This is a genomic window from Mesorhizobium sp. M4B.F.Ca.ET.203.01.1.1, from assembly GCF_004791025.1.
GTDB classification, from domain to species: Bacteria; Pseudomonadota; Alphaproteobacteria; order Rhizobiales; family Rhizobiaceae; genus Mesorhizobium; species Mesorhizobium abyssinicae.
In genome coordinates this window covers 73,211-92,059 of sequence record NZ_SRUO01000025.1, presented here as the reverse complement: position 1 = coordinate 92,059, position 18,849 = coordinate 73,211, and the positions used below count along the sequence as shown (strand labels likewise).

The following is an 18,849-nucleotide window of genomic DNA, read 5'->3' as shown; positions in this document are numbered from 1 at the left end:
TCTCTTCGCCAGAAAGGCAATCCACTACAAAACGAAGCCGCTCGTCCATGATGCCAGTCTCTCGCCAAACCATCGCCGGGTCCTCCGGCGAGGGAGAAAACTGTCACCTATGCAATCGGTCCATTCTATTACCTATCTATCCGGTTCGGACACCGGCACCTTCTCCCGGTATGGTGACGGGGAGAAGAGGGCTGGGGCGGCCTTGGCGCTCTTCCCGCAACGCTGGTGATTGGCGAAACTTCTGGCGACGGCGTCCTTCTCCCCTCACTACGGGGAGAAGTGCCCGGCAGGGCGATGAGGGCAGCGCAAACCTCAGGTAATTGCCTTGGGCAGTTCCGTGTCGAGGTTGCACGGACTGGAAAGACCGCCTAACAGGAAGCTGAAACCAACCTTAGGTACAAATTCCGCATGGCTCTCAAGCTCATCGCGCTCGACGACCAGGACCTGAGCATCGTCTCGGCCCATGTCCAGGACGCCGTGATGAAGGTGTCGGATCTCGAATTCCTGCCGGCGGCCAAGCGCTTCGTGCTGACCATGAACCGTTTCGTCTGGGAGGCGAAATCCGGCCTGTTCCGCCAGCACAATGAGCGGCGGCAGGCGGTGCTGCATTTCGACCGCGTGCTCGGCGCCAAGACCAGCGGCATTGCCCGCGACAAGCCGGCCGAGGTGCTGTCGCTGCTGGCGATCAGCTTCGTCGGCATCAGCAAGCCGGCCGGCATCGTCGAGCTGGTGTTTTCGGGCGGCGGCACGATCATGCTGGACGTCGAGTGCATCGAGGCGCGACTTGCCGACATAGGCGGCGCCTGGGAAGCCTCCTCGCGTCCCGTACATAGGGCTTGAGCGCAGCAGATGGCCATCACACTCAGCCAGTCCGACGCCGATTTCGAGCAGCGTTTCGCCGCCTTCCTGACGACCAAGCGGGAGGTGTCGGCCGATGTCGACGCGGCGGTGCGCGAGATCGTCCAGCGCGTGCGCGCCGAGGGCGACAAGGCGCTCATCGACTATACGCTGAAGTTCGACAAGGCCGACCTCACCAGGCTTGGCATCGCCGTCTCCAAGGATGACATCGCCAAGGCCTATGCCGAGGCCGATCCGCAAACGGTCGAGGCGCTCAAATTCGCCCGCGACCGCATCCGCTCGCATCACGAGCGGCAGAACCCCAAGGACGACCGCTATACGGACGCCGCCGGCGTCGAGCTCGGCTCGCGCTGGACGGCGATCGAGGCGGTCGGGCTCTACGTGCCGGGCGGCACGGCGAGCTATCCGAGCTCGGTGCTGATGAACGCGGTGCCTGCCAAGGTGGCCGGCGTCGAGCGCATCGTCATCGTGGTGCCGGCGCCAGGCGGCGTCATCAACCCGCTGGTGCTGGTGGCGGCCGATATCGCCGGCGTCGCCGAGATCTACCGTGTCGGCGGCGCGCAGGCGATCGCCGCCCTCGCCTATGGCACGGAGACGATCAAGGCGGTCGCCAAGATCGTTGGGCCCGGCAATGCCTATGTCGCGGCGGCCAAGCGTCAGGTGTTCGGCACCGTCGGAATCGACATGATCGCCGGACCTTCGGAAGTGCTGGTCGTGGCCGACGGCAGCAACAACCCCGACTGGATCGCCGCCGACCTGTTGGCCCAGGCCGAGCATGACGTGTCGGCGCAGTCGATCCTGGTCACCGACGACCCCGCCTTCGGCAAGGCGGTGGAGGTCGCGGTCGAGCGCCAGTTGCAGAGCCTGCCGCGCGCCGAGACCGCCGCCGCAAGCTGGCGCGATTTCGGCGCCGTCATCCTGGTGCCGACCATCGAGGCCTCGCTGCCGCTGGTCGACCGCATCGCCGCCGAGCATGTCGAGCTCGCCATCGACGACGCCGAGGCCTTCCTTGGCAGGATGCGCAATGCGGGTGCGGTCTTCCTCGGCCGCCATACGCCCGAGGTCATCGGCGACTATGTCGGCGGCTCCAACCACGTGCTGCCGACGGCGCGCTCGGCGCGCTTTTCGTCGGGGCTTTCGGTGCTCGACTTCGTCAAGCGCACCTCGATCCTCAAGCTCGGGCCGGAGCAGCTGCGCGCGCTGGCGCCGGCGGCGATCGCGCTCGCCAAGGCGGAAGGGCTCGACGCGCATGGCCGTTCCGTCGCGATCAGGTTGAACATGTAGCGATGTCCGACTACGACCGAACCCGCGCCAGGCTGATCGATGTCGAGCTCGACGAATCGATCGGCCGTTCGACGCCCGATGTCGAGCACGAGCGGGCGGTGGCGATCTTCGACCTGATCGAGGAGAACAGTTTCCAGCCGGTCAATGACGACGGCGCCGGTCCCTACCGCCTCAAGCTGTCGCTGGCCGATTCGCGCCTTGTGTTCGCGGTAGCGCGCGAGGACGGCGCCGCCGTCGTCACCCACATCCTGTCGCTGACGCCGCTCAGGCGCATCGTCAAGGACTATTATCTCATCTGCGAGAGCTATTACGACGCCATCCGCTCCTCGACGCCGAGCCATATCGAGGCGATCGACATGGGCCGCCGCGGCCTGCACAATGAAGGCTCGCAGACGTTGATGGATCGGCTGGCCGGCAAGATCGACATCGATTTCGACACGGCGCGCCGGCTGTTCACGCTGGTCTGCGTGCTGCACTGGCGAGGCTAGGCCCTGGCCTCGCTGCCGCATTCGATCCTGTTCATGTGCGGAATGAACGCCGTGCGCTCGCCGATGGCCGAGGCGCTGGCGCGGCGCATGCTGCCTTCGGCCATTTTCGTCGCATCGGCCGGTGTGCGCAGCGGCGAGCGCGACCCGTTCGTCGACGCGGTTCTGGCCGAGGACGAACTGTCGCTGGGCGAGCGCCAGCCAAGGACCATGGACGAGCTGGAGGACGACTATTTCGACCTGATCGTCACGCTGGCGCCGGAAGCGCACCACGCGGCGCTCGAGCTCACCCGCTCGCTCGCCGTCGAGGTCGAATACTGGCCGATGCCGGACCCGACGGATGCCGGCGGCACGCGCGAACATATCATGGCCGCCTATCGGGACGTGCGGGAGCGGCTGAAGGCGCGCATCGCCAGGCGTTTCCCCACATCCGAGGCAAGAAGCGCCTTGGATTAAGCGTGTTCACAAGCGGACGATTATCATATAGGTTCCGCCGAAATTCTGGCCGGAGTCGGATGATTTCCGGTCGGTTCGGCCGGAAATCATCCGACTCCGGATCAAAGAAGTAGAGCATGATGTCGTCCGAAAACCGCTTGACACTTTTCGGCATCATGCTCTAGCGCCGGAACCGAAATCCAAGCAAAGGTATCGAATGCCGAAGGAAGAAGTCCTCGAGTTTCCGGGTGTGGTCACGGAACTGCTGCCCAACGCGATGTTCCGGGTGAAGCTCGAAAACGAACACGAGATCATCGCCCACACGGCCGGCCGCATGCGCAAGAACCGCATCCGCGTGCTGACCGGAGACAAGGTCCTGGTCGAGATGACCCCCTATGACCTGACCAAGGGCCGTATCACCTATCGTTTCAAGTAACAGCCCGGCGCGACCCCAGATGAGCATCCTGCAGAAGCTCGTGCTTGCCTCGGGTTCGCCGCGCCGCATCGAGCTGCTGCAGCAGGCCGGCATCGAGCCGGACCGCGTGTTGCCGGCCGATGTCGACGAGACGCCGCTGCGCGCCGAGCATCCGCGCTCGCTGGCCAAGCGGCTTTCCAAGGACAAGGCCGAGAAGGCGTTCGCCTCGCTGAAGAGCGAGGACGACTATGCGCCGGGCTTCGTGCTTGCCGCCGACACTGTGGTGGCGGTCGGGCGCCGCATCCTGCCCAAGGCCGAGACGATCGACGACGCCGCGAACTGCCTCGGCCTGCTCTCCGGCCGTTCGCACCGGGTCTATTCCGGCATCTGCCTGATCACGCCGGGCGGCAAGCTGCGCCAGAAGCTGGTCGAAACCCGCGTACGCTTCAAGCGGCTGCCGCGCGAGGAGATCGACGCCTATGTCGCCTCCGGCGAATGGCGCGGCAAGGCCGGAGGCTATGCCGTGCAAGGCCTCGCCGGGTCCTTCGTCGTCAAGCTGGTCGGCTCCTACACCAACGTCGTCGGCCTGCCGCTCTACGAGACGACGGCCCTGCTTGCCGGCGAGGGCTTCAAGGTGCATGCGAGCTGGCTCACCGCGCGCCCATGAGCCTGGACGACAAGGTCACGCCGCTGCGCCCCCGGCGCCCCTGCCCCGAATGCGGCAAGGCATCGGTGCGCGAGCACTATCCGTTCTGCTCGGCGCGCTGCAAGGACATCGACCTCAATCGCTGGCTGAAGGGCGCCTATGTCATCCCTGGCCGCGACGCAGAGGAAGAAGAAGGCGAAGCGCCGGAGCAAAGCCCGGCGCCCAAGGACGAGCCGTAAGCGCGCGATATCAGCTGTTTTCCCGCTGTCTTTAAGTGGTTTTCTTTTCCCGGCTGAAATCCGCGCTTAGGCGCTGGACAGGCTGAATTCCCGTGCTATAACCCACGCGCTTTCAAGGGCGCCGGCGGCGCCTTCGAGAATTCCGGCCTGCGAAATCTTGCTTGCCGGCGAGGCCCAGATAGCTCAGTTGGTAGAGCAGCGGACTGAAAATCCGCGTGTCGGTGGTTCGAATCCGCCTCTGGGCACCATCCCCTCTTCTCCCGACACTTCCTTTCGCCGAAGCTTCTACGCTTCTGTTTCCACAAACGACTGAAATCGTTCATCTTTTTGGGAAGGATGGCGCGATTGAGCGCGTTTCATGGAATTCCGGCGTATTTGATCTAACGGGGCGGAGGGCTGGTATTTCCGTTGGTACTGGACATCCTGATGGTATCGAAACAGCCAAAGGGAGGTGTCCCACAAATGGCCCTTTCCGACGTGAAATGCCGAAATGCCCGTCCTGCTTCCAAGCTACTGAAATTGTCTGACGGTGGCGGGCTCCAGCTCTGGGTGCAGCCCACCGGATCCCGCCTTTGGCGCCTCGCCTATCGATTTGACGGCAAGCAGAAGCTTCTGGCGTTGGGCAGCTATCCCCTTATTTCGCTCGCCGAAGCACGCAAAGCGCGCGATGACGCCAAACGTCTCCTCCTAAGTGGCATCGATCCCGCACAGGAACGCAAATTGCGAAAGGTCGGTTCGACAAAGGACAGCTTTCGATCAATCGCCGAGGAATATGTTGACAAGCTGAAGAAAGAGGGACGTGCCGACCGCACTATCACCAAGGTCAAATGGCTACTCGACTTCGCCTATCCCACCTGTGGGCACAAGTGCATTCGGGACATTGACGCCGCCACTATCCTTGCTGCCCTTCGTAGCGTGGAGGTGCGCGGTCGATACGAATCGGCCAGGCGGCTGCGCTCGACCATTGGCAGCGTCTTTCGATACGCCATCGCCACTGCACGCGCCGACACTGACCCAACGTCGGCGCTGAGGGGCGCGCTCATCAGGCCAATAGTCACGCCGCGTGCCGCCATTACCGATCCGAAGGCATTGGGCGGCTTGCTGCGTGCGATCGAGACATTCGACGGACAGCCCCCAACCCGAGCGGCTCTGAGGTTGATGGCGCTGCTATTTCCCCGCCCCGGTGAGCTTCGCGCTGCCGAATGGGGGGAGTTCGACTTCGAAAGTTCGGTATGGACTATCCCGGAAGCGCGAATGAAAATGCGACGACCGCACCGCGTTCCTCTTTCAACGCAGGCTTTGAATATCCTGGCCGAGCTTAAAAAAATGTCCGGCGCCGGGACGCTGCTGTTTCCAAGCGTGCGATCGCCTTCTCGTCCGATTTCCGACAATACACTCAACGCCGCCCTGCGTCGCATGGGTTACAGCAAAAATGAAGCAACCGCCCATGGCTTCCGAGCAACGGCATCAACTCTGTTGAACGAATGCGGCAAGTGGCATCCAGACGCCGTAGAGCGACAGCTGGCTCATATTGAAAAAAACGACGTTCGGCGAGCCTATGCCCGGGCGGAGCACTGGGAAGAGCGCGTCAAGATGATGCAGTGGTGGGCAGATTATCTGGAAAAAATTGAGAACGCGGGAACGCGCGGGTAAACTCAATCAGGTATGCGGGCAGCCAGCTGTCCGGCACGCATCGCGAACGTCCGGTTTGCCCCGCATGTCTGCCCTTGAGGCGATCTTTGCGATTCCGGATAGCAGACGCTGCCGGCGACCCGGCCGAGACGGTACCGGCTTCGCTTGCGATGGAAGCATTGCAGGAAATCGTCGGCGTGCGCGGTGCCGCCAGTGCCGAACGCACCGCGCTCATCAACCGCTTGGCGACACTCCAAAGCCCCTTTCTGCGCGCCGAACTCAGCGCAGACTGCGGATGATCGAACGCCACTTCGTCCGTCTCGAAACCGAAACCGCTCGCCCGATCTCGGCCGACCCCGCCCTTGCCCGCCGCCACGCCGTCCGCCTTCCAGCGATCAGCCTGATTTGCGCCAGGGGAAACAATCTCACGCCTATGGTGATTTGAACCGGCGCACGATTCAAATCCGGCTAGACGCCCAGTGTCAGCGGCCAGAGGAACGGCGTTTCGAATTCGACGCGATTGACCTAGCCCTGCGTAGGCGGCCCGAGCTCGTTGCAGCGGCGCTGACGGTCGAGCGCGCCTATTTGTCGGCGGGCGCACCTAACAGAGCCTCTCCCATGGCTCGGGCCAGCCGATTGCCGGGGCGATGTCGCCGGTCAGAGAGCAGCGGACCCGGAGAAAGACGAACTTGCGGAGATCATCGACGCACTGCCGAACGGCCCCTTCACGACGCGGAACATCGCCCATCCGGGTTGCGGATAGCCCACTTCTCAGGGAAGCACTCGGCGGCTTCATCGAACGGAGCGGTACGTTTCATCGAAGCGCTTCGGGAGGTATCTGGCACGATCAACGCGTATCGGTGGGCGGTGGATCGAACAACTGCCTCGTGACAGCACCAGCAACAGCACTGTGTGGCGCGTGGCAGGCGAGGATCACGATCAATCGTCGTCATCGTCCGGCGATCCAGAGGCAGAGAATTCCCGGCTCGTAACTCCCCCGCCCGCCACGGCCCCCCTAACACGCAGGCAAAAGAAAACGGCGTCTACCGTATTGATCGAAAGCAGACCGGGAGGGAAACGCCGTTGAAAGTTTAGCCGCAGGGGAATGGGTAGGACTTGGGAGAGCCTGCCGTACGCAATCCAGTCATATAAACGGATGTGGATATCTATATTATGGATAGATGAGTGTTACTATCCTATTGCGTCGCGAAAGAATCAACCGCACTGCAATATTTGCGTTCTCTGCGAATCGGAGTAGTATTGCCGGCAAGGGAAACGTCCGATGCCGTTTTCCCCGCTCCGGGAGGAGTACCGTAACCAATTGATTTGTTTCGGAAATGTTGAAACCGTTGCCTTAGGCTCAACGGTTTTTTAACCACGCCTTGACTCCTGCCCAATACTTAAGCATTGAATCAGCCATCAGAACGAAGAAACCGCCGCTAGCTGGGGAGCCGCGACGGTTTCAAGTTCACACCCGCAAAGATTGGACGTCGAGCGCGGGGTATGGCTATTACGTACGCTGATGTTGAATCAGAAATATTAGCCATGGTCAAGCTCGACGTTCGTACGCCGAACCTAGGAGATCCCTATGGCGTCTCGCACATACCCCTCGTACTGGATGTACAGGGACAATCGTAATGAATGGCGTTGGACGTATGAAGCTGTGAACGGCAAGACAATTGCCGTTAGCAGCGAAGGGTATGTCAAACGCGTCGACTGCGAGCGTAGCATCGACATCATGAAGGCATCATACAACAGCGCAGTGTGGTTCCCTGAGAGTCTCAGGTACGCTGCGTAAGCGCCTAACAATGGGAGAGGCCCGCCACTACTTTGTGGCGGGCTTCTTTTCGTCCTTCGGCGACGGTACATTGGCGATCTTCTTCACCCCGTCGAACACCTTTTCGGACTCGTCCGTTTCAGTTCCTGGGCGGTTTCCTGCTTCTCGCGTTAACTCTTTTCAATTTGACCCGATTCATTTTTTCGAAGAGCGCAGCCGCTGCGCGAGTGCAGTTGAGTAGCGAGGGTCAGTCGTCGTCCATTTCAAGGGTCCGGTACTCGCCGCTTTCGTTGTCGTAGACTTCGACTTCAACTGTTGATCCGTACCGACGAATGCTTTCGACAGTTACGTCTCGATATTCGCCAGCACCACCGTCAAATATTTGGATGTCCCTGCCCGTTCTAACAAGATTACCCTTGCCAATCTCTACCGACTCGCCAGTAGTATCCGTCCCATCCCAAGCATATGCACCGGACCCGCCCAAAACGAGTCCGATTGCGAACGCGAAACATTTGATCATAGTAAGCCGCCCTAATGACAGTGATATCCGCCAGTTTTGTGGTTCGTGTGACAACCATTTGAGTCTGTTCCGCCACCATGGCTGAACGCCGGGACAACTCTATAAGCGCCCAAAAGAACACCAATAACCAAAATAAAATATTTCATTTTGCCTCCCAAGAACATGACTATTCGGCGCATCGCGCTGCGATAACTTTGCCAAAACACAGGCGGCAAGTCAAATGGCATCTTCGACTTGCCGCGTCTTTGTCACTTCTTGACCGGAGGTGCCGGTTTAGGGGACGGAGGTCGATTGACAGGAGGCCGGGGCGATGGTGTTGGAGTCTAACTTGACCGCCGTCGCCGCCACCTTTTCTTCCGCTGCCTGGTTTGTCTGGATGAGCCGAAAGGTCACCTTGCATGAATAGCCCCCCTGTTCGAACGCACTAAGAGCGCAAATATCGAAATGCTGCAAGAGGTGCTTAGGGAGGCAGAAAGCTATCTTGAGGCCCAACTCACCTCAGCTATCGCCGCAGATCACCGGGCGTATACGTTTGCCGGTGCTGTCTCGGCTGCTTCAGTGATCCTCGTCGGGACCGCATACAGCTTGGTGACAAGTCAGCCGCCTAACTCTCTCTTAGCGTTCACGGCTTGGGCCGTTGCTGTTTCACTATTTGTAGCGGCATGGATGGCGATAATATCTGCTCGGTCGGTTAGCTTTCGTAGGGAACCAGCCCAGTAAATGGGTAGCCGACATTGAAAACGGGAAGTCATTCGCCCATGCTATCGCGGAACAATGTGCTCACCATGACGGCATGATCGCACAGAATACTTTCGTGATGGATAGAAATAGCAAGATATCAATGGTGCTGTAAATCTGGCGCTCGTGGGGATTAGAGCGGGTGGCATCGCGTTCTTATTGTGGATTGGTTCGTTTATCAGAGCTTGAAAGCTCTCCGGATTTCCCGGATCGATTCCAGCCATGTCCAATAATTTTGCAGTATGGCCACGTACATATGCGTCTATATTGCTACATTGCCGCGTTTAGATGTAGAAAATCCTGGAAATCTGGAAATAATAGGTTGTATAAGATTCACCGTTCTCGCTACAAAGTTTCACCTCTACTGAGACTTTGGACGAAACAGGCGTGCATAGCTCTCGCAGCCGCCAATGTTGCCATCGTACTTAGTGTGTGCTCAATCATGCTGGATGACCCAACGATTACGTCGACTTTGCAATGATAGTCATAGGTCTCGGTTGCTGTGCCTTGGGGTCTGGATATAGACTGGCTTCCCGTTCACATAGGCCGTGCTCGAATTAAAAGTCGGGACAGTGTATGAGCCGGGCGTTTAGGCTTCCCACGTGAACACGCGCTTATCGGCTATCGTGCTCTCCGCATCGGGAAAGCCGAGAACGTCAAATGCGGCTTGGTACGGTTGGCCTCGCAACGATGTCAGGCCCGCATCCATATGTTCGAATGTCTGGCACCCAGCCAAAATCGAAAGCGCGATTAACGCGCCGGCTTTGCCGCGTCTCCTGTCGGGTGCGCCAACTTTCACAACAAAACCATATGATTGTCGGATTGGTATCCGCGACCCCTGCTGGTGTTCAGCCGGTAAGCAGGAGGTAAGCGCACGGTCGAAATCACGCGTGGCGATCTATTCGCTCCTCTGCTCGAAAGGCATCATTTTTCGAAACTGCGCTGGGAATCTTTCGACACGGGCCGTGGGGTCGGGCTCAACAATGGATGAATAGCCGGCCCTATACGACAGCTGTAGGGGGGCACCATCGGCATTCGGCTCGCCGCTGACGCATCGCAGCCGGTGACATTGAGAGAAATAACGGACTCCTCTGGTTAACCGCGACGGCACTAGCTATAGTTCGCCGATATTTGGGGGATAGAATGCAGCCAACCATACCGATAGATCATGGGCTCTCTGACAAAGTTTTGGGCAAACCTGAACTTTTGCCAGTGGCAAGCGGCATGCCGCTTCTCACGGACATTCAGTTCGAAGCTTTAGAGGCAGGCGTAGCTCGCGGAGAAAGTCTTCTTGTCAGCGCGCCGACATCGACCGGGAAGACCCTAATCGGTTGGTGGACAGTGGCATCAGCCATTGAGGCAGGCTACACGGCTGTTTATCTCGTCTCTCATCGGGCGTTGGCCAAACAGAAGTTCGAGGAGGCTAAGAGATTATTTCTTGGTGACTTCCTAGCTTACGACCGTTCGGCGATTGTATGTGCGACAGGGGACAGCGTCGAAGACGCGGCAGGTCGGAAAACAAATGCTCCCCTTTCTTCTGTTATCTTGGTTGCAACGTACGAGAAGTTTCTGGGCTGCTTGTCAGTTGGTGGGCCGCCGCGTGACCTGACAAACATCTGCTTCGTCTGTGATGAAGTCCAGTTGGTGGGGGATAAACATCGCGGCCAAAACGCCGAACTTCTCCTGACGTTGATGCGGCGAGCGGGGTGGCGGCAGTTCGTCGGGCTGTCTGCGGTTCTGAGCCCCGGCGATGCACAGGCACTGGCTAGTTGGTTGGGGATTGGCTTGATCAGAAACCCCAATCGCGAAAAGGCATTGACCATTGAGTGTCGAACACCCTTGGCAACGCTCTCCGTCTCAGCTGGTCCGGGCTTTGAAGGGCTGCAGCAACAAGGGCCGCCTAGTCGAAGTCGCGATGTTATGGGTGTGATCGGAGAGTTACTTCAACAGCAGCGAAACCCCGTTATAGTTTTTTGCATGAAGGTCGACGACACTTTTGACCTAGCGAGAACGTGGGCTCAATCCCGACCGGCCATTCAGATTGATGCGCCTGCCGGGGTGGACGTTGAGCAGCCGCTCTTAGATGCTTTGCGCAGGCGCACAGCCTATCACAACGCCGAACTGACCGAAGATGAAAGACTGTTCGTCGAAGATCGCCTCGCTTCGGGCCAGGTCGATGTAGTCTTTGCCACATCAACTCTCGCAGCGGGGGTCAATTTCCCTTTGGGTAGTGCCGCATTCGCCTCTTGGAAAAGGTGGGATTTTGACCGTCAAATGCATGTGCCTATAGGCCGAGACGAGTTCCAAAACATGGCCGGCCGTGTCGGCAGGATGGGGCAGGCTATCGCTAAAGGCCACGTTGTGCTCACGGCTGACGGAGTACAGGAAAGTAGGCAGGCTCAAGCACTAATGGACCTGACCACCCAAGCTCCGCTGGGTTTGGGCATTACACCAGAGCATTTTGGGACCCTCACACTTCAGATTTTCGCAGGGAGGCTGTGCACAAGCAGAGAGGATGCATTCGACCTAATCGGATCAACGCTTACGGCATCTAGAGAGCGGGAGCGAAATCTAGCTGGTATAGATCACTGGCGAGACAAGTTGTTTAGTCAAATTGATCGGCTTGTCGACATCGGTTGCCTGATAGAACTGCATGGACAAATCACGGTCACAACCTTCGGCGTTGCCGTCGCCCACTCGGGCCTTAAGCCGGAGACAGCAATTTTTTTCATCGAGGGGCTGAAAAGGTCCTCTGCGCAACTCACTCAACTGATCGATCGGGCCGGGAACGGTACCAGCGAAGACGATTTTGTCTTTGTGCTGAGCCATGCAGCTATTCGGTCCCCGGAGTTCGGGATTGTTGGTGGCAAAGCTACCCGTATCCTCAACTGGAGAATAGGCCGGAATGGCCCAGTGCCGAACCCTTACGCGACTAGACTGAACCCAATCTTGTTCGACCAGCCGTGGGTAGCAGATGCGGGAGCCGCTAACGGGGCGTTGCAATTGACAGAGTGGGCGGCTGGAACTGCTAGGGGGCAAATTGAAAAGATTGTGGCGGGGGTCAGGTTGGGAACGGTTCAGGGAGTAGCTCGCGATGTGTCGTGGGTTCTTACGGGGGTATCTGAGATTATTTCGAGCGTGACGTCTCCGACCTTGGCCGATGAAAGCAAGCCAATCGCGCTACGTGGAAATGGTGAAGATGTTCAAGACGTGAGGCGGCTTGCCCGCGCGATCCGCCGTCAGTCGATCAGGCTAGGGGTTGGGGTGCCCAGCGATGTGCTTTGGATGTCCGAACTAAGACTGCCCGGCCTCCAGTCGCGCCTCCGCCGTGATGATATTATGAGTTTGCGAAGGGGCGGGCTTTCGAGGCCCATGGATTTGATGGATGGTAGCGATCAGGCCGATGAACGTCGCCGTATAGCGCTTGGCTTGCAAGAGCGTGGTGGCATAGCCAACCTAATTCGGAATGCAGCTCGGACTTGGCGGCAGGACGACCGAAATCACTCTAAGACGATGCATCTTCGGCGAGCAGACCGCTTGATGCTGCGCGACCAAATAGCCGCTCTGTACGAGAAGCGAGGGACTGATCTTGAGCAGGCTTTCAGTATATCGCTAGGAGGGCTTGGGATACCTTGTCAGCCACTCGATGTGACCGGTCGCCAAGGGTTTCCCGATTTCCTAGTATCGATTGAGGATTTTATTCCGATTGTTGTCGAGGTGAAATCTAAAGTTAGCGATCAGGAAACGGTGCCCTTAAACGCTGCTACCGAGGTCCTCGCGGCATCAGAACTGGCGGGGCTGCGAAACAACCCTTGCCTCACCTTGTGCAGCCCCGGTGTAGACCCGAGCGTTCCAACGTTTATCGAGGCCGCGAAGCGTTTGTGCGTCATCGATGTCTCCGATTTTTGCGAAGCCATCCTGCGATTGCACGAGGGAACTCTTACCAGGGGTGGGTTTTACAACTGGTTGACAACGCCCGGCATCGCGCTGGCCGAAGCGCTTCCTTCGCCGGCCACTCGTTAACGGTCCTTCTTAAATAGAAATTGTGCCAGTTCTCCCGGCGATGAGCTTTCGCAAGGAGGCCTTCACAAATCTGTTTGGGAATAGCCTCGGAGCTGACCCATGTCCAACACCGTCACCGCCCCTCTCTTCGTTTCCTATCTGCGCGTCTCAACGGCCCGACAAGGGCATCAGGGCTTGGCCTTGAAGCCCGGCGCGAAGCCGTGTCGGCTCACATACGCAACCGGGCAGGCAGCAATGCCGAGCCTATGAAAGAATACGTTGAGGTTGAGAGCGGCAAGGCCAACGACCGCCCTCAGCTTCAAGCCGCCCTCAGGCACGCCAAGCATGCGCAGGCCACGCTCATCATCGCTAAGCTCGACAGGCTGAGCCGAAACGCTGCCTTCCTGCTCACCCTGAGAGACAGCGGGGCGAGTTTCGTGGCTGCCGATATGCCGGATGCCTGCGATCTCACTTTCGGGGTCTTGGCGTTGGTGGCGGAGCACCAGCGCAAGATGATCCAGAGCCGCACCAAGGCTGCGGTGGCGGTGAAGCGGGATGCGCTGGCACGAGAGGCGGCGGCACTGGTAGTGCTTGGCCAAGAGCCTGTGAGGCGGCTTGAGGACGGCACCACGCGGCCCTTGCGCCTCGGCAACCTAACGGAGTCAGACTGCCTGCGGTGCCGACTGTGAAGCGGGGCGCTCAGGACCGGGCTGAGGAGTTCCGTGACGTGCTTCGCGACGTTGATCCGGCAGGCGCATTGTCGGCGCGGGGGGTTGCCGGCGCCCTCAACCAAAGGGGCTTTAGGTCACCTGGCGGCGGGCGCTGGACAGCACAAAGCGTCATCAGGCTGAGGGAGAGATTGGCCGCATGACGTAGCAGGCCAGGGGAGGCGCGCTACAGGGGTTGCGTAGGCGAGCACCGCTTCCGGCCCGGCGAAGGGCGCCTCGGCGTAGACGACCCAGCGCTAACATCGGCGACCTTCAGCGTCGACACCTCCGCGACGCGCAAGCCCGCGCAATAGGCGACGAGAGCGCGGCCTGGTGCTTGAGGCAGGTGGTGGCGTTGAGGAGACGGGCAACCTCGTCGCGGCTCAGGACCACGGGCAGCTTGCGCGGATGCGACAGGCGGACCAGCCTGCGCGCCAGGTCCGGGCGGTCGAGCGTGTGGGTGAAGAAGCGCAGCGCCGACACAATGCTGTTCATGGTCGGCACGGGAACGCCGTCACCCTGCTGCCCGACCTGGAACCGGCGCAAGTCATCCGCTGTCGCCGTGTCCGGCGATCGGCCAAGGAAGCTTGCGAACCGCCCGACATCGCGGACGTAGTTGCGCTGCGTCTCCTGGCTGAACCGGCGCATGTCATGTCAATCAACCGTTGGCGTAGCGGGCCGATCTGTGCATCGAGAACGACGGCCCTCGGGATAACGGCTCCGAGTTCGACGCTGAGGGAGGCTGCGCAAGGGGGCCAGCGGGCAGTCGCAGGTGGTTAGCCCCGGTCGTGCACAATGCGACGTAGCCGTCCACCGACTTGCCCCACGAGTCCGCTTAGAAACGCTCTCCTGCCGTGATCCATCCGGTTCACACGTTGCTGCCAGTTTGCGCCGAACGGACCTAGTCAGGCCGCTTCCGCTCAACGGGGCTCCTCTTATTTAAGTGAGCACGATCTCGTCGCTTCGAATTGGCAACCAGGATGCGGCTTTGTGCGTCGACACCAACACGCCCCGGAGTATCAGGGACGGGCCAGCGTCCATGAAGAGTGACGCATTCTCGTATCCGCCGCGAGGCCTCTCTCGTGAGGAAGCAGCTCGTTATATCGGTGTCGGATCGACGCTTTTCGACGAAATGGTTGCCGATGGGCGCATGCCGAAGCCTAAGCGCATCAACAGCCGCGCTGTCTGGGATCGTGTAGCCCTCGACATAGCTTTCACCTCGTTGCCGGATAAAGATAGCGGTCTTCAAGAACTGCTGGAAAGAAGCAAACGGGACAGAGAAAGAAGAAAATAAATACGCTCATTGCGTATACGCCGCAGGCGTAGTATGATCATTGTGCGAAAGGCTTGACATGAACGAGAATGAGAAACTTGCGCAAGACGTGAAAGCTTGGCGGGCCAAGGGGGGGTTCACTGCCGAAGCCGCGGCCAAGGCGCTGGGAATACCGAAGCGCACCTTTGAAGGCATAGAGCAAGGCAGAGGGTTCCCCTACCCGGTGCTCCTGCGCGTTGCCATCGAAAGCAAAACCCTTTCGCTACAAGCGATGCTGGAGAACTCCCCGCGAGTTGATCACCGGCGGCAGAAGTCTGGAAGGAACGTTGATGGCTAGGCCCTTCAAGGATGCGCGCTATCCTGGGGTCTCTTCGCGTCTCAAGAATGGCAAGCTAACTTATCGCTACCGTGCAAAAGGCATGCCTGAAATCAGCCTTCCCGGCAAACCTGGCGATGCCGAGTTCGAGGCGGCTTACGAGAAGGCCACGCAGGGCCAACACAATGTGGGTATCATCGATTTGCCCGGTCGGGCACTGCCAAAAACTTTTGGCCATGCCGCGCGCCGGCTTGAAACGACAATGGAGTGGCTCGATTTTGATGAAGCGACGCAGCAGAAGAATGCACGACTGATCGAGCGTTTTCTCAATCTGAGGGTCGATCCAAAGTACCCACTGATGTGGCGCGATACTCCGGTGGAACATCTCGACGCGGATCGGCTTCGCGCCATCATTGAAAGCATCTTCAGGACAAACCGCACAGTCGCCAAACACATGCTGGTCGCTATCAAGAAGCTTGTATGGGTCGCGACTGACGTCGAAAAATGGATCAAGCCGCAGGAGGATCCCTCGCTATCGATCCGTGTCCGTGTGCCCAAGTCGACCCGGAATCCCGCTTGGCCAATTGCAATCCGCGAGAAGTTCGAGGAGCGACACCCTATCGGTACAGCCGCACGCACCTGCTATGCACTCGGCTTCTGGCTTGGAAATCGGCGCGGCGATATCGCTGCTCTTGCGTGGGATGATCTTTTAACCGAAGAGATCGAACTGTTCGATGGCTCGCTGGTGCTGATCGAGGCCTTTGATTTCCGCCAGAAGAAGAACCGCAACCGCCATGGCGGGCGGGAGATGTTCATTCCAGTCGTCGACAAGCTAGCAGCGGCCTTGGACCCGCTCGAGCGCTCGATGGGCGGCACTGTCTTGAAGAACGCCTACGGCAGGTCATTTTCGGAAAAGAGCCTGACGGGTATGATGCAGCACTGGACGCGGCAGGCGGGAATTCCTGCCGGTTACACGCTCCATGGCCTGCGCCGCACCTTCGGCACCTACCTCGCTGAATGCAACATCCAAGCGAGGGCCATCATGGAGGCGATGGGCCATTCCTCAATGACGGTAACAGATGAATATGTGCGTGAGGCCAACAAGAAGCGCATCGCAGTTGATATTGCTCGTGCCATCAACGAGCGCGAGGCCAAGCGCGACGCCATGAAGCGGCGGGCAAACCTCCGCATTGTCAAATAATCAAACGAGTCGGAACAAACCGGGACCACGGTCTTTGCCTTGGGCCCATAATTGGCCCAAAACGTTTTGGGCCGAGGCCACTTTTTGCCAATGAAATCAATGGTTATGGTGGGCCCGGAGGGACTCGAACCCCCAACCAAGCGGTTATGAGCCGCCGGCTCTAACCATTGAGCTACAGGCCCCACGCGGCTGGCTTAGTGTTTTTCCCTCATCGGCACAAGGCTTTCCGGGCGGGCTGGCAGCGATCGCCCAAATCAGCCCATATTCGCGCTCTAGTTGCCAGATGCGACTGGTTCGCAGACCGAGGAGATTTTCATGACCAGACATCTTTTGCCCCTCATGCCGCTGGCGCTTGCTGCCGCCATCGCCTTCCCGGCGGTGGCTGGCGCCGCCGATTCGCAAGCCACGCCCCGCATCGTCGTGTCGGGCGAAGGCCAGGCGACCGTCGCCCCCGATCTCGCGCTGTTGACGCTCAGCGTCATGCGCGAGGCCAAGACCGCGCGCGCCGCGCTCGACGCCAACAACGACGCCATGGCGGCGGTAATCGCGGCGATGAAGTCGTCCGGCATCAAGGACCGCGACCTGCAGACGGCGGGCATCCAGATCAATCCGCGCTACAACTACACCAACAAGCCGGACGGCAGCCAGGAGGCCGAACTGGTCGCCTACCAGGTGACCAACACGCTTTCGGTGCGCATCCGTGACATCGACAAGACCGGCGACATCCTCGACAAGGCGGTGTCGCTCGGTGTCAACCAGGGCGGTGGCATCACCTTCTCCAACGAAGACCCGTCCGCCGCCGTCACCGAGGCTCGCAAGAAGGCGGTCGCCGATGCCATGGCCAAAGCCAAGACGCTTGCCGACGCCGCCAGGGTCAACCTGGGGCGGGTCCTGGAGATCACCGACCAGAACATCGCGCCGCCGCCGATGCCGATCAACGCCAAGGCCTTCGATGCCGCGGGCGCGTCGGTCCCGGTGCAGGCGGGCGAGAATTCTTACGCCGTGCAGGTCACCGTCACCTTCGAACTGAAGTGAGCGTGGTCCGGCCGGCCTGCGCCGGCGGGGCCGGACGCAGGATCCGGCCGGTTGCGACCGGCGCCTGCCGCGCATGAAAAACCCCGGAGGACCAGTCCTCCGGGGTTCTTCTTGAGCCGCACCCTTCCGCCCTGGCGGAAAGGGGCTCTGCTAGGCGTTCAAGCCGGGGCCGGCTTGTGTTCCTCAGCGATAGATGATCGGGCAGCCGCGCACATTGGCGAATACCACCACCACGCGATCGCCGTACTGGCGGCCAGCGACCTTGACCGTGCGGCGGTCGATGTCGACGATGCGGACGCGGTGCAGGCCCATGCGCTCGGCCTTGTCCAGCGCGCGGTCCGGCGAACAGCCGCGGCGGCGCCACTCGCGATCACGGCGATAGCCATCGTCGTCGTCACCGCTATAGACGCCGAAGCGCGGATCCTGGTTGTTGCCGAAGCCGAGGTAGAGGCTGTCAGCATGGGCGGCGGGGATGGCGGTAAGCGCGCCGAGGCCGACAAGCGCCGAAAGGGCTGCCGTCTTGATGGTGTTGAGCATTGTCTTCTCTCCTTGTTGAGGGCTCTCGCCCGTCTGGTGAACCGATGGTGCGAGAATGCGCCTGCCTGTCTGAACTGTCTGCGAACCGTCCATTCATCTTCGGTTCATCTGGCAAGTCATCGGTTGCGGGCGGCCGGACCCCAAACGCCCCACGGCCCCGCCGGTTCCGGCCGAGGCCGCTCCGGCGCGTGGTATTTCCTACCGGTTTGCGGCGAAAATCGGTTCAAGGCCGGTCAAGATGCAAACCATCCGGGTTCGTCATCAAGATGCGAACCATCAGGGTTCGTCAGCGAACCCGTCAGGGTTCGTCGTCGAGCATATAGTCGAAATAGTCGTCCGGCCCGGCAAGGTCGGTCTCGCTGGCCTTGACCCGTCCGCGGATCGAGATGCCGGCCTCGTGCACGGTTTCGGCGCTTCCCGAAACCAGCCTGTGCCACCAGTAGAGGTCATGCCCCTCCGCGATCAACCTATAGGCGCAGGTCCTGGGCAGCCAGCGGATGGTGCGCACATTCTGCGGCGTCAGCCCGACACAGTCCGGAACCCGCGCCAGCCTGTTGGCATAGTCGGCACAGCGGCAGCTTTCGGCGTCGAACAGCCGGCAACCGACGCTCGTCCAGTAGATTTCGCCGGTATCCTCGTCCTCCAGCTTCGACAGACAGCATTTGCCGCAGCCGTCGCAAAGCGATTCCCACTCGGCCGGCGTCATCGCCTCGAGCGTCTTGGTTTTCCAGAATGGCGCACCCATTGCG

The 18,849-nt window shown here is 60.0% G+C and carries 21 protein-coding genes and 2 tRNA genes; 16 read left to right on the top strand and 7 right to left on the bottom strand.

Translation table 11 applies throughout. The annotated features are described in order from the left end of the window. Window positions 1–408: 408 nt before the first annotated feature. The 9 genes from EN846_RS32225 (at window position 409) to EN846_RS32185 (ending at window position 6,015) form a co-directional block, all read left to right on the top strand. On the top strand, window positions 409–840 hold the full coding sequence (locus EN846_RS32225; protein ID WP_127282871.1) for a DUF2948 family protein: 432 nt from the start codon (window positions 409–411) through the stop codon (window positions 838–840). A gap of 9 nt (window positions 841–849) precedes the next feature. Then, complete coding sequence (gene hisD, locus EN846_RS32220; protein WP_127393337.1) at window positions 850–2,142, top strand: histidinol dehydrogenase; 1,293 nt, start codon at window positions 850–852, stop codon at window positions 2,140–2,142. A gap of 2 nt (window positions 2,143–2,144) precedes the next feature. After that, window positions 2,145–2,630, top strand: coding sequence for a UPF0262 family protein (locus EN846_RS32215; protein WP_127282869.1), 486 nt, complete (start codon window positions 2,145–2,147; stop codon window positions 2,628–2,630). Between the two features lie 42 nt (window positions 2,631–2,672). Beyond that, entirely contained in the window at window positions 2,673–3,083 is a 411-nt protein-coding gene (locus EN846_RS32210) for a low molecular weight phosphatase family protein (RefSeq protein WP_245493411.1), read from the top strand. A gap of 196 nt (window positions 3,084–3,279) precedes the next feature. Next, window positions 3,280–3,498 carry a translation initiation factor IF-1 gene (infA, locus tag EN846_RS32205; protein WP_006200926.1) on the top strand — a complete coding sequence of 73 codons (219 nt, stop codon included), beginning with the start codon at window positions 3,280–3,282 and terminating at the stop codon, window positions 3,496–3,498. Between the two features lie 19 nt (window positions 3,499–3,517). Next, window positions 3,518–4,144 carry a Maf-like protein gene (locus EN846_RS32200; protein WP_126056548.1) on the top strand — a complete coding sequence of 209 codons (627 nt, stop codon included), beginning with the start codon at window positions 3,518–3,520 and terminating at the stop codon, window positions 4,142–4,144. Next, complete coding sequence (yacG, locus tag EN846_RS32195) at window positions 4,141–4,362, top strand: DNA gyrase inhibitor YacG (RefSeq protein ID WP_127393335.1); 222 nt, start codon at window positions 4,141–4,143, stop codon at window positions 4,360–4,362. The genes EN846_RS32200 and yacG overlap by 4 nt, the downstream gene beginning before the upstream one ends. A gap of 172 nt (window positions 4,363–4,534) precedes the next feature. After that, a tRNA-Phe gene (locus tag EN846_RS32190) sits at window positions 4,535–4,610 on the top strand. Between the two features lie 214 nt (window positions 4,611–4,824). Then, window positions 4,825–6,015, top strand: coding sequence for an integrase arm-type DNA-binding domain-containing protein (locus EN846_RS32185; RefSeq protein ID WP_095519384.1), 1,191 nt, complete (start codon window positions 4,825–4,827; stop codon window positions 6,013–6,015). Here EN846_RS32185 and EN846_RS32180 read toward each other — a convergent pair. Beyond that, a complete protein-coding gene (locus EN846_RS32180) occupies window positions 5,951–6,370 on the bottom strand; it encodes a hypothetical protein (protein WP_135914094.1) in 420 nt (139 codons plus the stop codon). The two genes, EN846_RS32185 and EN846_RS32180, sit on opposite strands and share 65 nt — an antisense overlap. Before the next feature lie 1,212 nt (window positions 6,371–7,582). Here EN846_RS32180 and EN846_RS32175 point away from each other — a divergent pair. Beyond that, the gene (locus EN846_RS32175; RefSeq protein ID WP_095519106.1) at window positions 7,583–7,792 is read left to right on the top strand and encodes a DUF1508 domain-containing protein; all 210 of its coding nucleotides are present in this window, start codon (window positions 7,583–7,585) and stop codon (window positions 7,790–7,792) included. 226 nt (window positions 7,793–8,018) lie between these two features. Here the strand turns inward: EN846_RS32175 and EN846_RS32170 are convergent, their stop codons facing one another. Both EN846_RS32170 and EN846_RS36600 read right to left on the bottom strand, forming a co-directional pair. Then, window positions 8,019–8,291 carry a DUF5334 family protein gene (locus EN846_RS32170; RefSeq protein WP_095519107.1) on the bottom strand — a complete coding sequence of 91 codons (273 nt, stop codon included), beginning with the start codon at window positions 8,289–8,291 and terminating at the stop codon, window positions 8,019–8,021. A gap of 11 nt (window positions 8,292–8,302) precedes the next feature. Further along, on the bottom strand, window positions 8,303–8,437 hold the full coding sequence (locus tag EN846_RS36600; protein WP_095519385.1) for a YHYH domain-containing protein: 135 nt from the start codon (window positions 8,435–8,437) through the stop codon (window positions 8,303–8,305). Window positions 8,438–10,172: 1,735 nt separating this feature from the next. On the opposite strand from EN846_RS36600, the gene EN846_RS32160 reads away from it, so the two are divergent. After that, entirely contained in the window at window positions 10,173–13,052 is a 2,880-nt protein-coding gene (locus EN846_RS32160) for a DEAD/DEAH box helicase (RefSeq protein WP_135914093.1), read from the top strand. A gap of 200 nt (window positions 13,053–13,252) precedes the next feature. Continuing rightward, a complete protein-coding gene (locus EN846_RS32155; RefSeq protein ID WP_236375301.1) occupies window positions 13,253–13,720 on the top strand; it encodes a recombinase family protein in 468 nt (155 codons plus the stop codon). 291 nt (window positions 13,721–14,011) lie between these two features. Here the strand turns inward: EN846_RS32155 and EN846_RS32150 are convergent, their stop codons facing one another. Next, window positions 14,012–14,386, bottom strand: a complete 375-nt coding sequence (locus tag EN846_RS32150; protein WP_236375304.1) for a phage integrase N-terminal SAM-like domain-containing protein — start codon at window positions 14,384–14,386, stop codon at window positions 14,012–14,014. 391 nt (window positions 14,387–14,777) lie between these two features. Between EN846_RS32150 and EN846_RS32145 the strand changes: the two genes are divergently transcribed. From EN846_RS32145 to EN846_RS32135, 3 genes are read left to right on the top strand one after another with little or no spacing between them, the layout of a single operon-like run. Beyond that, window positions 14,778–15,032, top strand: coding sequence for a hypothetical protein (locus EN846_RS32145; protein ID WP_095519386.1), 255 nt, complete (start codon window positions 14,778–14,780; stop codon window positions 15,030–15,032). 58 nt (window positions 15,033–15,090) lie between these two features. Further along, window positions 15,091–15,348: a helix-turn-helix domain-containing protein gene (locus EN846_RS32140; protein ID WP_236375307.1), complete on the top strand. Its 258-nt coding sequence runs from the start codon at window positions 15,091–15,093 to the stop codon at window positions 15,346–15,348. Next, a complete protein-coding gene (locus tag EN846_RS32135; RefSeq protein WP_095519110.1) occupies window positions 15,341–16,528 on the top strand; it encodes a site-specific integrase in 1,188 nt (395 codons plus the stop codon). Before EN846_RS32140 ends, EN846_RS32135 begins: the two co-directional genes overlap by 8 nt. Before the next feature lie 106 nt (window positions 16,529–16,634). On the opposite strand, the gene EN846_RS32130 is transcribed toward EN846_RS32135, so the two are convergent. Further along, a tRNA-Ile gene (locus EN846_RS32130) sits at window positions 16,635–16,710 on the bottom strand. A gap of 133 nt (window positions 16,711–16,843) precedes the next feature. Here EN846_RS32130 and EN846_RS32125 point away from each other — a divergent pair. After that, window positions 16,844–17,563 carry an SIMPL domain-containing protein gene (locus tag EN846_RS32125; RefSeq protein ID WP_128346387.1) on the top strand — a complete coding sequence of 240 codons (720 nt, stop codon included), beginning with the start codon at window positions 16,844–16,846 and terminating at the stop codon, window positions 17,561–17,563. 183 nt (window positions 17,564–17,746) lie between these two features. On the opposite strand, the gene EN846_RS32120 is transcribed toward EN846_RS32125, so the two are convergent. Next, window positions 17,747–18,100: a hypothetical protein gene (locus EN846_RS32120; RefSeq protein ID WP_127283572.1), complete on the bottom strand. Its 354-nt coding sequence runs from the start codon at window positions 18,098–18,100 to the stop codon at window positions 17,747–17,749. Window positions 18,101–18,398: 298 nt separating this feature from the next. Further along, complete coding sequence (locus EN846_RS32115; protein WP_127283573.1) at window positions 18,399–18,845, bottom strand: YcgN family cysteine cluster protein; 447 nt, start codon at window positions 18,843–18,845, stop codon at window positions 18,399–18,401. Window positions 18,846–18,849: the final 4 nt, after the last annotated feature.